General features: G+C 33.7%; 10 protein-coding genes. 2 read left to right on the top strand and 8 right to left on the bottom strand.

Going from position 1 to position 15529, the window contains the following annotated elements; all coding sequences use genetic code 11:
• Positions 1–2: 2 nt before the first annotated feature.
• Entirely contained in the window at positions 3–1319 is a 1317-nt protein-coding gene (locus tag H7350_RS02810) for a vanadium-dependent haloperoxidase (RefSeq protein WP_204344352.1), read from the bottom strand.
• Positions 1320–1440: 121 nt separating this feature from the next.
• Between H7350_RS02810 and H7350_RS02805 the strand changes: the two genes are divergently transcribed.
• On the top strand, positions 1441–3321 hold the full coding sequence (locus tag H7350_RS02805) for a T9SS type A sorting domain-containing protein (RefSeq protein WP_204344351.1): 1881 nt from the start codon (positions 1441–1443) through the stop codon (positions 3319–3321).
• 173 nt (positions 3322–3494) lie between these two features.
• Here the strand turns inward: H7350_RS02805 and H7350_RS02800 are convergent, their stop codons facing one another.
• From H7350_RS02800 to H7350_RS02770, 7 genes are all read right to left on the bottom strand, one after another.
• Positions 3495–6779 (bottom strand): CHAT domain-containing protein, encoded by a 3285-nt coding sequence (locus H7350_RS02800; RefSeq protein WP_204344350.1) that lies wholly within the window; start codon positions 6777–6779, stop codon positions 3495–3497.
• Positions 6780–6811: 32 nt separating this feature from the next.
• Positions 6812–10051 carry a CHAT domain-containing protein gene (locus H7350_RS02795; protein ID WP_204344349.1) on the bottom strand — a complete coding sequence of 1080 codons (3240 nt, stop codon included), beginning with the start codon at positions 10049–10051 and terminating at the stop codon, positions 6812–6814.
• 4 nt (positions 10052–10055) lie between these two features.
• On the bottom strand, positions 10056–10772 hold the full coding sequence (locus H7350_RS02790; protein WP_204344348.1) for a tetratricopeptide repeat protein: 717 nt from the start codon (positions 10770–10772) through the stop codon (positions 10056–10058).
• A 4-nt stretch (positions 10773–10776) separates the two neighbouring features.
• Complete coding sequence (locus H7350_RS02785) at positions 10777–11352, bottom strand: RNA polymerase sigma factor (RefSeq protein WP_204344347.1); 576 nt, start codon at positions 11350–11352, stop codon at positions 10777–10779.
• Between the two features lie 144 nt (positions 11353–11496).
• Positions 11497–12117, bottom strand: a complete 621-nt coding sequence (locus tag H7350_RS02780) for a hypothetical protein (protein ID WP_204344346.1) — start codon at positions 12115–12117, stop codon at positions 11497–11499.
• Positions 12118–12134: 17 nt separating this feature from the next.
• On the bottom strand, positions 12135–13757 hold the full coding sequence (locus H7350_RS02775; RefSeq protein ID WP_204344345.1) for a hypothetical protein: 1623 nt from the start codon (positions 13755–13757) through the stop codon (positions 12135–12137).
• Between the two features lie 67 nt (positions 13758–13824).
• Positions 13825–14790 carry an NAD-dependent epimerase/dehydratase family protein gene (locus tag H7350_RS02770; protein ID WP_204344344.1) on the bottom strand — a complete coding sequence of 322 codons (966 nt, stop codon included), beginning with the start codon at positions 14788–14790 and terminating at the stop codon, positions 13825–13827.
• A gap of 193 nt (positions 14791–14983) precedes the next feature.
• Here H7350_RS02770 and H7350_RS02765 point away from each other — a divergent pair, with 193 nt between their 5' ends.
• A complete protein-coding gene (locus H7350_RS02765; protein WP_204344343.1) occupies positions 14984–15466 on the top strand; it encodes a hypothetical protein in 483 nt (160 codons plus the stop codon).
• The last annotated feature ends 63 nt before the right edge of the window (positions 15467–15529 follow it).

Here is a 15529-nt window from a genome sequence, read left to right as displayed (position 1 = left end):
TATTAGGGTTGAAGTTTTTTTAATATTTGTTGAGCAATAAATGTACCTTGTTTTCCACCTTCTTCTACACCTTGCATGTAGTGAATACCACCATAAAAACGACTCAAATTCACTTGATTTGCTGCTTCTTTAAATGAATTAAAAGAACGTTCTTCCAGTCCGAATCGTAGTTGGGTTTGATCTGTAAAAGCATAGTTTTCTCCAAATAGTGTTGTCAATATTTCTGCAGCTGAAGCAGACGTTGCACTGTGACCACTTGTGTATTCAGGAAAAGGAGGTGTTTGTAAAATAGGGCTCCATTCAGGATCAATATATTCTTGGATATAAGTAACAGGTCTTACCAAATCGGTTTTGTACTTAACATGCCAAGCACCTATAATAGCATCAAACATTGCTGTTGCTGTTAAGGTATAAGCTTTTGTTGTAGTATAGTAGTCGGATTGCTCTTTATCTGTAATCTGACTTATAATATTGAGCCAGTGTCCAGGAGGTGTAAACTTGTGAATCGTCGTCACCATATGTCCTTTATGTACTGTTAGAATAGGGTTGCAATCCCAAAACCAGGCAATTTTTCCTTTTTCTTCAGTAGAACTTAACGACTCCTCATACACCTGATATACCATGTTATAGAAGTCCGAATTTTTGTCAGTATCATATTCAGGAAGCGGTTTAGCTTTATAAACATTAGCGCTATCTATAACGAGTGTTCTAATGTTGTCCCAATAAGGCTCTAAGGCACTGGTATAATCTGGAGGCGTTTCTCTCCAATTTTCAGGTTTTTTGGTACTGGTAAAACGCGGATATGTTCTGGTTTCGATATACATATCTTTATCAATCCAATCACTAAGTTGTTTTGTAATATACACTGCATAATCTTCTGAACGATTAATATGTGCTTCTGAAAGCCCTTTCTCTTTTGCTTTGGCTTTTAAGGTATTTGTTAATTCATCAAAATATTGCTCGGAGTAAATCAGTTTTTTTCCAATTCTAGAAAAAGCTAATAAGGCCGAAAGTTTAGCATCTATATTTGAAGTTTCAGGGATGGTAAACTGATCTAAACCATTTATTTTAGAGGTTATTTCAGATAAACTGTCGTTTTCAACACTTTGTAATGTAATATAATGTGCAAGATGTGCATAGGCGTAAATTCTACTGGCAACAGGAGGAGTGAACGCGTCTTCCATGACACTTTCTAATAAAACTTTGTTGGCATAGTTTAAGTTTTCAGTATCAAAGGCATCAATAGGTTGCTGCTTGTTTTCTTGATTACAAGAAATCAATAAGCTATAGACAAGAATAAAAAGAAGTTTGAATTTCATGATTACTGCAATATAAAAAGTTTGTCTTAATTAAATGTAAAAAATTTAGGTTGGTTTTTTGTGCTCACATTTAAATAGTGTTTCGATGTATCCATATATAAACATATAAATGCTATTAATTATGAAACGAATTTTATTTTTTATGACACTTCTTTGTGTCTCAATGAGTGCTTTAGCTCAAAACGAATTTACTGGAGAAGGAGATGGTTATAGTTGGAGTGACCCCTTTAACTGGTCTTATTTTGATGTGCCTCAGTATGGTGATGATATTTTAATTGATAATGGTTTTGTTTACTACGAAGGCTTTACGTTTGAACCTTATGGAACTCTTGAGCTTAGAAATGGATCGTCCCTATTTACCCAAAGCGATATTGTGTTATTAGGTGACTTTATTGTTGATGTAACAAGTTCAGTAGAATTATATGTCAATGAAGTTGATATTTTCACACAAATAAGTTGTGAGGGAAATTACTTTTTTAACGGTTCTATGGTAGTTTATATGCCTGGATTTGGGCCTCAAATTGGAGATTCTTTTCAAATTATTGAAGGAGCTCAAGGTTCATGTGGTACAGCAACAACTCTTTTTGTTCCTGAAAATCAAACCTCTGGTATTGAAGTTACTTTTGGTGTTGAGTGCGAGTCTGATGGAATCTACTATACAGTAACCGATATAAATTATGCCTCTGCGATAGCCTGGGATGGTGAAGGCGGAGACGGCCTGTGGAACAATCCTGCCAATTGGGACCCAAATGGTCTCCCAACCGCAGACGACATTGTGTATTTTAACCAACCTGGTGTAGGTGATATAGCGTATACAGATGGCGCAGGTACTACAAGTGCTAAAGAGATTATCGTTGGAAGAAATAATACGCTTGTCATTAATGGAAACTTGTCGATGTATTCATTAATTAATAATAATGTTGGAGGTACAATTATTTGGAATGCTGGTGAAATTTCAAAACAAGATGTCAATGTTCAATCGCTTTTAATTAATTACGGAAGTTTAATTATAGATGGTCCTGGTTTAAAAGAAATAGAAGATGATTTTGAAATCTGGGCTTTTGAAACAGATATTGAACATAATCAAGGAGATTTAAATATTAATAATGGAAGAATTAGAATTTTTAATTTGGTTAATTATAATATTAATGCCGATAATATTACTATTGGTTATGATAGCGGAACAAATCATTCCTTTCAAATTCAAGGTATTGGAGGAATTAAAAAAACAGCAGGTTCAGGAATTTCAACTATAAACTTGACAGATTTGTATAATGGTTCAGATATTATTAGTGATGAAGGAACCTTAGTCATAGAAGAAGCGTTTACTGAAGGTCAATTTTCTAATTTTGGTGGAAGTGGAACCATTCGATTTCCTTCTGGTTTTGAATTAAATTCTGAAATATCTCCAGGAAGTTCACCAGGTGTTTTAACCATTGCAGGTAATCTTACCACAGGAACAAATACAACTTTTAATATTGAAATAGATGGACCAACCGTTGGCACCGAATATGACCGACTTGTGGTTCAAAATAATGCTGACATCAGTGGTGATTTTAATGTTGTTTTAGGTTATTTGCCGTCTAGTGATGCAATTTTTGAAATAGTGACTTCATCTTCACTTACAGTAACTGATATTCCAGAGACTATCGAAGCCGATTATGGTGGTAATTTTGTGATTTTTTCAGTAGAAGTTAAAGATGGTTCAATTTATTTATTAGGTCCTGATGCCACATTAGATGTTGATGAACTTACTATTGCGGAAATTTTAAGTGTGTATCCAAATCCAGCAAAAGATGTTTTAAATATCAAATCTGAAACATTAATTAACGGAGATTGGCACTTAATTAATCAATTGGGACAAATTGTAAATAAGGGAGACTTTACATCTACCAGAACGATGATAGATATTCGTCAATTAACATCTGGTCTTTACTTTTTAAACATTAATGATAAATCAACAAATCAAATCGTTATTAAGAGAGTGATGATATCCAATTAAACAAGAGTAATTAATAATGCAAGTCATCAATACATCGTGTTGATGACTTTTTCATGCTCACATTTTATGAGAATTGCGATGTCTAATTAATAAACTTAATGCTATTCATAGGGGAATTATTTTTAGGGTTTATTATTTAAGTAAAGAGTTTTCAGTAATATGGAAACTCTTTTTTATGCCTTACGTTTTTTACGCATAATAACTGCAATTAAAATTAGAATTATAACTGCAATACCTAACCAAAACACGAGGTTTGAAGAGTTGTTAAGTTCAATGGGATTCGTATCTCCAATTAATACTAATCCGGCCCAATATTGCGGAGCCATAGTTCTTCCATTAGCATTTGTAATATACTCTAACTTTGCTTTTTGAAGTGCTTCATCTTTTGGTAAGCCCTCTTTAAGATAACCGTAAAAGTACTCTATGATTTGGGCACTAGATTGTTCATCGATCTTCCATAGGCTTGTTAGGATACTTTCGCTACCAGCATAATTAAACGCATGCGCTAATGAAATCATACCTTCACCTGCTTGGTAAGTAGGTTTACCCGTTTCGCAAGCTGTTAATATAGCCAGATTTGAAGCTAGGTTTTGATTGTAAATTTCGTAAGTGTATAGCGAATTATCTTCTGAAATAATAGTGTCATTTATAGTCTTTGCAAATATCAATCGAGACAGCTCTGGCGCATTATTATTAGATTCGGCATGTGTGCCAATATGAATGATTTTGTGTTCTTTGGCTTCTTTTGTAAACACTTGTTTGGAGGCCTTTTCATTAATGAAAGAATGACCATTAAACAATCGTGAATATTCAATGACCAGGTCTTCAGTAAATGGCTGTGGTAAAAGTGTGAGATAGGTTTTGTCTACAGATAAAGAATCAGTGATATTGATTCTGTATTGCTCTTTCATCATTTTGTTAAAGCCAGGAGCAAATGCAATGAAATCGTCGTCATATTGGCCTATTGTTTTGTTTTTGTCTAATAAATACAAACTATAATTATAAGACATAATATGTTTTGAAAGTAAACTTGAATCTGCTAAGGTTTTTAAATGATTAATGGGTTGTGTCGTTAAGGTTTCAAAACTCAGATTAAACAGTTCGCGATCAGGAATAACTATAACCTTTGTTGTTGTGATAGACTTTTCGAGTGGTTGCCAGAGTTGTTTATATAATTGATGTAGTGTTCTAAACATGTGCTCATCTTCCAAATCATACATGGTTGTAGAAATCAACTCAATTTGATTGGTCAAATTTGTGGTATCCAATTGATACAGTGTATTGGTGTTAGCGTTGGCTACAAAGGCATAAAGTTCATCACCTGTAAAAAAATAGCGAACGACTGTTGTGTTCGATGGGATGTTCTCCCGAACCGTTCCTAAGGATTGTTTTACCATCTCATAACGCATATGGTAATACTTTGGGTGCTTTTGTTTTAAATTTTCCAAAAAGTGGTACCATTCTTCATTTTTAGCCATGAATTTCTGAATGGTCTCATCACCAATATCGATTTGCGATCTTAAGGTTGCCAAGCTATCTTTTATTGCAGTTTCTTTTTCCAGAATTGCCTTCGGAACATTCTTAAATTTCATATCATCTCTTAGTCCGATTTTAGAGCGAATACGATTGTAAATGGTCGATTCGTGAATTGAAATGACATAATCTAAATAGATAGGATCGTTAGTCAACTGATAAAGCTTGAGTCCAATTTTCATTGAAAACTTAAAGAGTGGTTTGGTGTTTTCTAAATAGTGACTTTTATCACCATCTGAAGCATATTTTGCAGTATTCACATTGTGAATATCAATAAGCTTTTTTAGAGTTTGGTGTATCTTGCTAAGTGCAGCAACATTAGTGGTATCAATAAGCTCGTATTTGGCTTTGTTTTTATAGAGAGTGGACGGAATTTTCAGCCCTTTCCAAAATACCGAATCAGCACTTTTTAGGGCTTCATTTTTCTCAATAACAGCGATAGCTTTGTCAGACCAACTTAGGCATGTTTCGTAGTTTCTAAGGTTAAATTGAATTTCAGACATAAAATTATAAGTCTTTATCATTTCGAGATCATCTTCTTCAACCGATTCTTTTATGATATTTAAAATTCGATTCGCATTGTTATTGGCTTCATTTGTATATCCATTTCTTGAGTAAAATAAGGTCGCTTCACGAAGTGTTGTAAGTCGGTCATGGCTATAATTTCCTGGATTGACAATGTCATAAAGCTCGTCACTATATTTATAAGCCTCATAAGCCTCTTCGATGCGGTTAAAGTTTTCAAGAATATTCGCTTTTGCTGCCATGGAAAAGGTCATGTAACCAGCATAGTTTTCTGATACATTTTTAAATTTAGCCTCTGCTTCATTGATGAGTTGTAAGGCGGCTTCACGATCATTTATGACCCATTTGGCTTGTGCGTATTGATTAATATATACAATTTGCTGAATGCTATTCTCAGGAAAATAGACTTTAGCTTTGTTGTAATTATATTCAAAGAGTTGCTGCGCACGTTCAATTTGACCTAACTTTACATAATTGCTCCCCATATCGTTTATGGTAGACAGATAATTGTATTTAATATTGCTTAATCTTGGGTTGTTTTGTGACGAATCGATAGTAATTTTATAGTTCCTAATCGCGTCTTGCTGGAGTTTTAAGGATTGATTAAACTTCCCTTGATTCATGTATATAATCGCCATGTTTCCTGAAAGTATGGCTGGATAATAATAGCGCTCATTTATATCGTTACCATCTGCTTTTTTCAGAGCTTTTACGCCTTTTTCATAGTAATAGAGCGCACTGTCTAGTTTGTTCTCACTTTGCATCATTACACCAACAATATTACAAGCATTGTAGATATTTACAGCACTTGCATTAGGGTTTTGCTGGTTTATTTTGAAGGCTTGTTTACCATGCTTTTTAACAGCATCATATTGTCTCATAAAATAAGACGTACTTGACATTCCATAAGCTCGTTTCGACATTTTATTCAATCGATCCTGACTTGTTTTTTCAGCTTCAATAAAACCTAAGGCATTGTAATCATACGATTTTTGATTCATTCCGTTTTCGACAGTGAGCGATGCCATATCAGAATAAGCATTGTATAGCGCTTCTGGGTTATTCGTCATACGTTTTAATTGCTCAAGAGCACTTTCACTTTTTGATAAAAAATCAGGATCATCTTTTAGAAGGGCAATTTTCCCATGAAAATAAACTAAGTTTGATAAGGAATCATATTGTTTTATGGACGTGAAATAGTCGTTCTGGATACGAAGTTCCGTTTCGGCTTGATCTAATGAGTCATTATCAATTAAATGTTGAATACGTTCTTTTGAATAATCGCTCTCAGATTGCGAATAGGATAAAAATGGACAGATAAGGACCAAAATAATCATGATAAGTAGTGGATACCCATTACATTTTCGATTCCTATTTCCTTTAATGTTATACGATTTCATCTTTAATTGAGATAAAAAAAATTATGAGGTTGTCATGAGTTAGTTTTTTTGAATTTTTTCTTAAAAATTACCATAATTAATATTAGAAATACAGTAATGATACTTAACCAAAAGGCCAGATTTGGAGTGCTTTTTAAAGCAATTGGTGACGTGTCTCCAATGAGAACCAATCCAGCCCAATACTGCGGAGCTGTAGTTCTTCCTTTTGCGGTTGTGATATAATCTAACTTTGCCTTTTGTAAGGCTTCATCTTTTGGTAATCCTTTTTTGATATATCTGTAAAAGCTTTGAATGATTTGAGCACTGGATTGTTCGTCTATTTTCCATAAACTGGTTAACATACTTTCACTACCAGCATAATTAAAGGCGTGTGCCAACGATATCATGCCTTCTCCAGCTTGGTAGGTGGGTTTCCCGGTTTCGCAAGCAGTTAAAATCGCCAAATTTGAAGAGAGATTGGTGTTATATATTTCATAAGTATATAAATAATTATCGTCGGTATTTGTAGAATCCATAGACTTGGCAAATACCAATCGTGATAGTTCAGGTGAAATATTGTTCGATTCGGCATGTGTACCAATATGAATTATTTTGTGCTCTTTGGCGCTATTTTTAAAAATATGCTCTGTTGAATTTTCGTTTAAAAAAGAGGTGCCTTTAAATAATCGCGTAGAAAGGTTTGCCAAATCTTTTGTAAAGGGTTGCGGTAACAAGGTGAGGTAGGTTTTGTCGATGTTTAGGGAGTCTTTAATAGATAATAGATAATCAGATTTCATTTGATCATTAAACTCGGGAACAAAGGCAACAAAATTGTTATTATACGAAACACTATGACTTCCGTTGTCAATTAAAAAAAGACTGTAATTATACGAGATTGTGTATTGTGAAAGCAAACTTTGTGTTGCTAATTCCTTAGGATCGGAAAGCTCCTTATTAGTAAGCATTTCAAAATTGAGGTTGAATAAATCCCTATCAGGAATGATAACGACCTTTTTCGTTTTAATGTATTGTTCAAAGGGTTTCCATAATTGTTGATACAACTCGTAGGAGAGATTGAAACTGTTTTGAAATAAGGCATTTTCATCCTGTAAACTGGTAATTTTTGAGTTTAACCCTTCTGGATGGAGTTTGAAAATTTCTATTCCGCTTTTTGAAATTAGATTGGCGTATAGTTCTTCATCGACATAGATATATCGAACTATTGTTGTGTTTTCTGGGAGTTTGGTTTCAATGTCTTTTAAAGATTTAGCTATAGAAGCAAATCGCAGATTATAATATTTTGGATAATCTTTTTTTAACGTTTCCAAATGCGTTTTCCATTGCGAATTGGCTTTTATGTAAGCTTCTAAATTGTCACTTTTTCCTAAAGATTCTTGAATGGCATTTTTAATTATCTTTTCTTGCTCAAGGATGTTGCTAGGAATATTGGCATAAGTCATCGAAGTTCTTGAGTTTAATTGAGCTCTAATCTTATTGTATAAAATAGATTCGTGCATACTTATCACTTCTAAGAGGTAAGCCTTGTCTTTGGTTGTTTTATATAAATCTAAAGCCAGCTGTTTTGTAAACTCAAAAAGATCAGAATTTCTTTCAATTAAAAGTGAAACACTTGTATCATCTCCAAGGTATGTTTTTTGTTTTTCTACAATAGAAATGGCTTCTTTTAAGGTCTTAAATTGCATTTTTAAGTCAGCAATAGAATTATTTTTTCCGTTTAGTTTGTATTCTGAGCGCGATTTAAGTAAAATAGTTTGTGGTTTGTATAGAATAATTTTTGTGGAATCTAAAGGATTGGTTTGTGTAGGAAGCATTTTTTTGAGCAATTCTTCAGTCGTCTCAGCGTTGTTTAATGCAGCGTTATAATTTCCTAATTCATAATGTATTTCACCAAGATTTAACGCTTGTTGAATTTCAAAGGCAGTCGTTGAACCTTGATTTTCCTTAATATATTCATAGGCTTTTTGTGCCATGGCCAATGCTTTTTCTTCATCATCGTTTTTGGCGTAAAAATGACTCGCATTTATGATGAAATCTAAATAAATATTGTCATAAGCACCCTGAAGTGCAGCTTGGTATAGATTTTCGGCATTTTCATAATGCTGTTTTGCAAGGCTAATGTCACCTAACTCCTCATGAAGTCTTGCTTTATAGGAATGTCCATCAGCAGCCCAAAAATTATTACCGCTTTCAGTTCTCTCAATATGTGACAGACCATCGTCTAAAAAAGTTTTAGCTTGATTGTAATCTTTTAATGCTAAATGGATTTGTCCTAGTAAAATTTTCGCTTTGTATAATTCAGGGCTTTCCGAGTCAAAGTGTTTTTTCTTCGCGTTATATGAATACTCTAACAGTTCTTTTGCTTTTTCTAAATTACCGATATCCTTATAAATTCCAGCAAAGTTTTCAATAGACATAAATAGGAACTCATAACCGTTTTCCTTTTTAGAATCAGCAACATCTGAAGCGATATATTGATTAAGATTATTAACCGTGAATTTCATGGCATCTAAAGCTTTTTCCAAATTACCTTGAGTAGAGTAGATTGCTGAAATATTATTATTTAAGATAGCTGGCCTATAAAATGAATTTGTAGGATTTGGTTCCATCAATTTTAAGGTCTTTTCAGCTTTTTGATAAAAATATAATGCACTATCAATTTTGGCTTCATACCACATTGAGCCACCCATGGTGCTGTAAAGTACATAAAGATTAGTTTTATTTGTTTTAGGGTACGATTCGTAGTGTTTTAGTGCATTGTTGCCATGTTTTATAGCGTTTGCAATATCTCCTTTTCTTGTTAAGAGCACACAAAGATTATTTTCAATCAGTCCCAAATGCTCTGGAGTTGCCTCATTCCAGTTTTTAGTGATCTGGAGCGCCTCTAAGTTTGAATTATACGCTTTTTGAGTCTCTCCAAGAAGTTCATAATATGTGGCAAGCTCTAGCTTAATTTGTCGTAATACTTTTGCAGAATCTGTTGCTGAGGTTAATGATTCTACATAGTCTTGTACAGAGGTGTTGGCTCGCTTTTTATCATAAAGCTGAAGGTTAATTTTACCTGTATAATAAATATAATCGGTTAGAAGATAATAGTCTTTTTTTGCTTTAAATATGTCGATACTCTCCTTAAGATAACGCTTAGCTTCATTGTGTTTTTTTTCACTTATAAGTTTATCTAGCTGTTTTAAACTTTCAGAATTTGCGTATTGAGCAGAAGCAAGGGAAGCCGTCAAGAAACATAGCGCAATAAGTGATTTCTTGAATGATTCCATGAGCTCAATCTAATTTTTCGAGTAATTTTTTACTGTTTTCATTCGAACTCTTCTGTAAGTTCTTTTTTGCGAAGTCAATATCACCATCTTTTAAATACGCTAAACCTAAATAATAATGTGCATCATTTAGTAACGGAAAATCTGTGTTTTGAGTAGCTTTATTTAAAAACCCAATGGCTTTTGCTTCATTTTTATTTGCTAAATAAGCAACACCCAAAAAATAATTCAAGGTGTCATTTTTAGGTTGTATGGCGTCCCATTTAGCTATGGCTGTTTGGTAATCACCTTGTTTATAATTGACCATAGCATCATAAAAATCATAGTTTGAATTGCTACTCATGGTTGTTGGCAGACCTGGATCTGGAGTAAAATACTTACTATATAATTTGTCATTTTGAGGCGTGTTAAACCACCAAAAACCTGTGACAGCCAAGAGTATGATGACAGCCGCAGCCAATTTCCGAAAGGTGAAAATGCCTGATGCCGATGGCGTTTCAGAGTGCGTTGGAATGTCTTTATGAAAAACATCCAATTGCTCTTTTAACGATTGGTTTTCAATGCCTAAAATTAAAGTTTTGATGTCTTCAACCTGAGTTCTAAACTCAGAGCTTTCATCTAAGCGTAATTCAAAGTCTATGCGTTCTTGCTTAGACATTGTGTCGTTGTAATAACGCTCAATGGTTTCTAATAATTCTTGTGATATGTTGCTATTATCTTTCAATTGTTTATGATTTAGAGGCTAAAACTATGGCACGTAATTTTTCCATACATCTGTATTTCTTATTACGTACAGAGGTCTCTTCAATATTTAAATCTAAAGCGATTTCGCGCAAAGATTTTTTTTCAAAATAAAAGGTCTTTAATAAATCTTTACAAGGCTGACCTAAGTCCTTGAAAGCAGTCATGGTTGTATTTAATTTTTCATCGTATGCATTGTGGTCATCAACTGTATCATCTTGTTTTAAATACACCATGCGTTCTTCGGTTAATGCTTGTGTTGTCCTAAAACGCTTTGATCGTAGAATATCCATCCATTTGTTTTTAGCAATTTGATATAAATATCCTTGTAAAGCTGAATCATTTTGCGGTGTAAATAACTCGTTTCTTACGTTATTCCACATGCTGATAAACGCTTCTTGATATACATCTTTTGCATGTTCTTGTGATCCGCTATTTTTTAAAATTAATGCTTCAATTTTTGGGTAATTTGACGTGTAGAATTCTTTTAAGGCAATAGAATTATTGTCTTTAATAGCGGTAATTAGTTGTAGTTGGTGATCAATTTTGTAAGCCTCCCTCATCTTTAATAGCTAAGCATGAGAAAGATACAATTATTTCATTGTTCAACAAATACTATACTGCCAAATCTAATTTTCCACGTTAAACGACTCGTTTTATTTTTTTATATATTGACTATACATCGAAATAATAGTATAATGTCATCATTACTGTTTTGATATGGCGTTTTTTCCAAACCAGCCTCCACCAACAATAATTAATAATAATCCAGACCAGCGTAAAACATTAAAATTTGATGAAGGATTATCCATTTCAAATTCAAAAACTGATTTTCCAAACGAATCTGTATCAACTTTAATATCTTGAGCTGTTTCAGGAAATTCAATAATGTAGGTTTGCTGAATTGCACCACCAAATTCCATAGGACTACTAACAAGCATGTATTTGTAATCGGTAAGTTTTGTAAGTTGAGCATCTTTTTGATCGGTATCCATAACCCATCGTCCTCGTTTATCAATTTTGCAAACACCATAAGCATTTAGACTTAAGTTAAATGATCTATTCATGTCATCTTTATCGAGTTTAAAATCGTCTACGATAAAAGCAGGCATGCTACGTTCAATATCACGTTTCAATGCCGAAGGATTAGCACCATAAGTACCGTTCCACTGTTGCCATTGCGCAGCATTCATGGTCATGGAAATATTAATTTTAGCATTACCAATATTATCAATTCTCATTTCTATTTTTTGATTGGATTGTTGCGAATAACAAACCAATGACAGTATAAGTAAAATAGCAGTTGTATGTGTTTTAAGTGTTTTCATGTGTATATATTTTAGGTTTATCTAATGCTGTTATAAACTTGGTTTATAATTCCTGAATTTTGATTGTAGAGATAGTCTGGAGCTCCAACGGCTACAAATCGAATTCCATTGCTGGTACGTAATGTTTTGCCTACCCAATTAAAGGTTCCGTTTTGAGAATAGGTTTGACCCGTAATACTATTTCCGTTGGATTGGTATTGCATTTCCATGCCATAATTGTAGAAATATTGATTTATGGTTGCTAATGCCTGTTGTGTATTTGAGACCGGAATATCAAATATACTTACTGTTGTCATTTGGTCTGGAGCAACAACTTGTGCTGTTAGAATTGGCATATCCTGAACAGGTCTCATCATGGTTTGCCATCCATTTGGAATTGAAAATGAAAGTGCACTGGTTGTTCTTACACGATTATCAGGAACGTTAATTGTATTATTGCTTGGTCTTTTAGGATTATTCGTTTGATTTACAGGCTGTCCATTAGACCAGGATGCAACAATATCATCCACTTTATTTCGCATAAAATCGTTGTCCTTTAAGTCCATTGCTGTTGCGCCTTGTTGGTTTACGGCATGAATGTCAACAATAGTGTAACGCGGATCACCACTTTGTGATCGTTGAATAAACTCCTGAAGTTGTTTTTGTCCTTGCTTAAATGCATCTTCTGCAGACATGATATTACCTAGCCCTTCGCCTCCAATCCCTGTAGCCTCGATGGCATAATATTGACCATTCATTCTAAATCCAGGATAGGCATGACCAGGAACCATGTAGATAACAGGATCTATTCCAGCAGCAGATAACACACTTGCGTATAAGCAGCTCAATTCTATGCATAATCCAGTGTTTCCGGTAATTACTTCACGAGGTAATCTCACTTGTTGTATCATCGAAGCGACATCATCAGTAGATTGTGGAATACCTTTAGTGCCACTATAAACCATGTGAGATTTTCTAGTAGCTTCGTATATTCCAGCTAAGAATTTTACACCATCTTCTGGTTTTTTTGTTACTGATGCAGCTTCACCTTTCATTAGTTTTTCCTGAAGATTTTGCGTGTAATATTTCACCACAGGATCATTAGGTGTTACAAAACAAGCTATGAGTGCGTCATTATCATATACATCAGACCAAGTACTTATTTCTTCCTTTTTGATACCTGTATACACATATTCATTTCTATTGGTTAATTTAAATGTAAACTCTTCTTCAATGATGTCATCTTCTTCAGCACCATCCCAAGTAATTTCTATTTCAGCTTTTTCTACAGATTCAGTAGTTTTTTCAGTGATATTATCTTTAAATTTAGGATAACAAGGAATAACAATCGTTTGTCCCGGAAACATTTCTCCAGAAACCGTAAGTTCAGTCCAATCTATATAATCTGGAACTCGGTATTTTACAGTGACATCCTCTAAGGTTGTGTTGCTATTATTTGTGATTTTAGCTTTAAATAAATAGTATTTCCCATTTAGAGCATCAGGATTTGCATACACACGATGCGCTGCTGGCATGATAAAAGCCGTTTTATCTATACTGACGTCTAAATCTCCAGAAGTAGAGTTAGACATAAAGAAACTTCCACCAAAGCATAGTGCTCCAATTAAAGTAATGGCTAAAGGAATTAGTTTTGAGTTCATTTTAATATGTTTAAGATTAATACCTCTTTACAGGTACATCTTTAAACTTTTAAAATGTCATCACGTATTAGGAGATTTTTTCAGAAGATTTATAAGTCTTACGCAACTGGGTAATCATTTCTGAAGTCATTTTTTCTAAGTCAAATTCATGCTTCCAGTTCCAATCTGTTCGCGCCGAAGTATCATTGATAGATTTTGGCCAGCTATCTGCGATTTGCTGTCTGAAGTCTGGTTCGTAAGAGATTTTAAATTCGGGAATATGCTTTTGTATAGCTTCGGAAATTTGCTTGGGTGTAAAGTTTATGGCTGCTAAATTATAAGATGAGCGAATCTTAACGTCTTCAGGATTAGCTTGCATTAATTGTACAGTTGCATTAATTGCATCGTCCATAAACATCATAGGTAGCTCGGTGTTTTCTGATAAAAAACAAGTGTATTCACCTTCTAAAATGGCTTTATGATAAATCTCTACAGCATAATCTGTAGTGCCACCTCCTGGCATGGTTTTCCAGCTAATAATTCCTGGATAACGTAAACTTCTTACATCTACACCATACTTGGTATGATAATATTCACACCAGCGTTCACCAACCTGTTTTGTAATACCATAAACCGTTGTAGGTTCCATGGTTGTATGTTGAGGTGTCTGTACCTGAGGTGTTGTAGGGCCAAAAACTGCTATGCTTGAAGGCCAGAATATATGTTTAATAAATCCTTCTTTAGCCAGATTTAAGACATGAAACAATGAATCCATATTTAAATCCCAGGCTTTCATAGGATACTTTTCTCCGGTTGCACTAAGCATTGCAGCCATGAGATAAATAGTATCTATTTGATGCTTTTCTACACAAGTTCTAATGGAGTTGTAATCTTGCGCATCTACAATTTCGAATAAGCCAGAGTTAACCACATCCAGATTATTAAAGTTAATATCAGTAGCGACGACGTTTTCTGATCCGTAAATATCTTTTAGTTTAAACGTAAGCTCAGACCCAATTTGTCCGCCAGCACCAATAATTAAAACTCTAGGCATAAATAAGAAGTTAAATCCTAGCAAAAGTAACAAGAATTAGGAGTAGATAAAACATAAAACTACAAAATTAACATCACATTAATTTTTTCTTAATTGCTTATGAGATTTATTCGCTTTACCTATATTTACGACAAATTGTACACACCTCATGATGCGTTTTATAGCGGTTTTTTGTTTTAGTTTTTTGCTGTTAATGACCAATTGTAATGACGATAATGTTTCTGGAGTTATCAAAGAAACTCAAGAGCAAATAGATGCCAGAACCATTTCTCAAAAAGACATTGAAGCATTGCGATATCCCGATTACGGATTAAGTGCAGATTCTGAAAAAGCTGTAGCAGATTGGCAAAAATTTAGAGAGTTAAATGCACAAATCGAGTTACTTAACAAAGGAGATCTTAACTTTTTTAGAGGCGAAAGTATACTATTAAAAACCTTCTTGCTAGAATTTAGAAATGAAATGCCAGAAGAACTCAAAACCAATGAAATTTTAGCTAGGACCACCGCTTTTGAAACTAAAACTCAAAAGTTGAATAGCCTTTTAAGGATTAGCAACATTGAAAAAAAAGAACAGCTTCAAGCTGTTAAGGAACTTTTAATAAGTGTTTCAAACCTCAATTTACAAATCAATAAAAAGTTTGAGTTTGATAAAAATAATGTTCTAAAACCTGAATAAGAAGCCCAAATGAGTTATTTATTTATCTTAATATTTTGTTAATATGTAACAAATCAAATCTTC

The organism is Psychroserpens algicola (assembly GCF_014526325.1).
Taxonomy (GTDB): domain Bacteria; phylum Bacteroidota; class Bacteroidia; order Flavobacteriales; family Flavobacteriaceae; genus Psychroserpens; species Psychroserpens algicola.
This window is presented reverse-complemented; position numbering and strand designations above follow the sequence as displayed.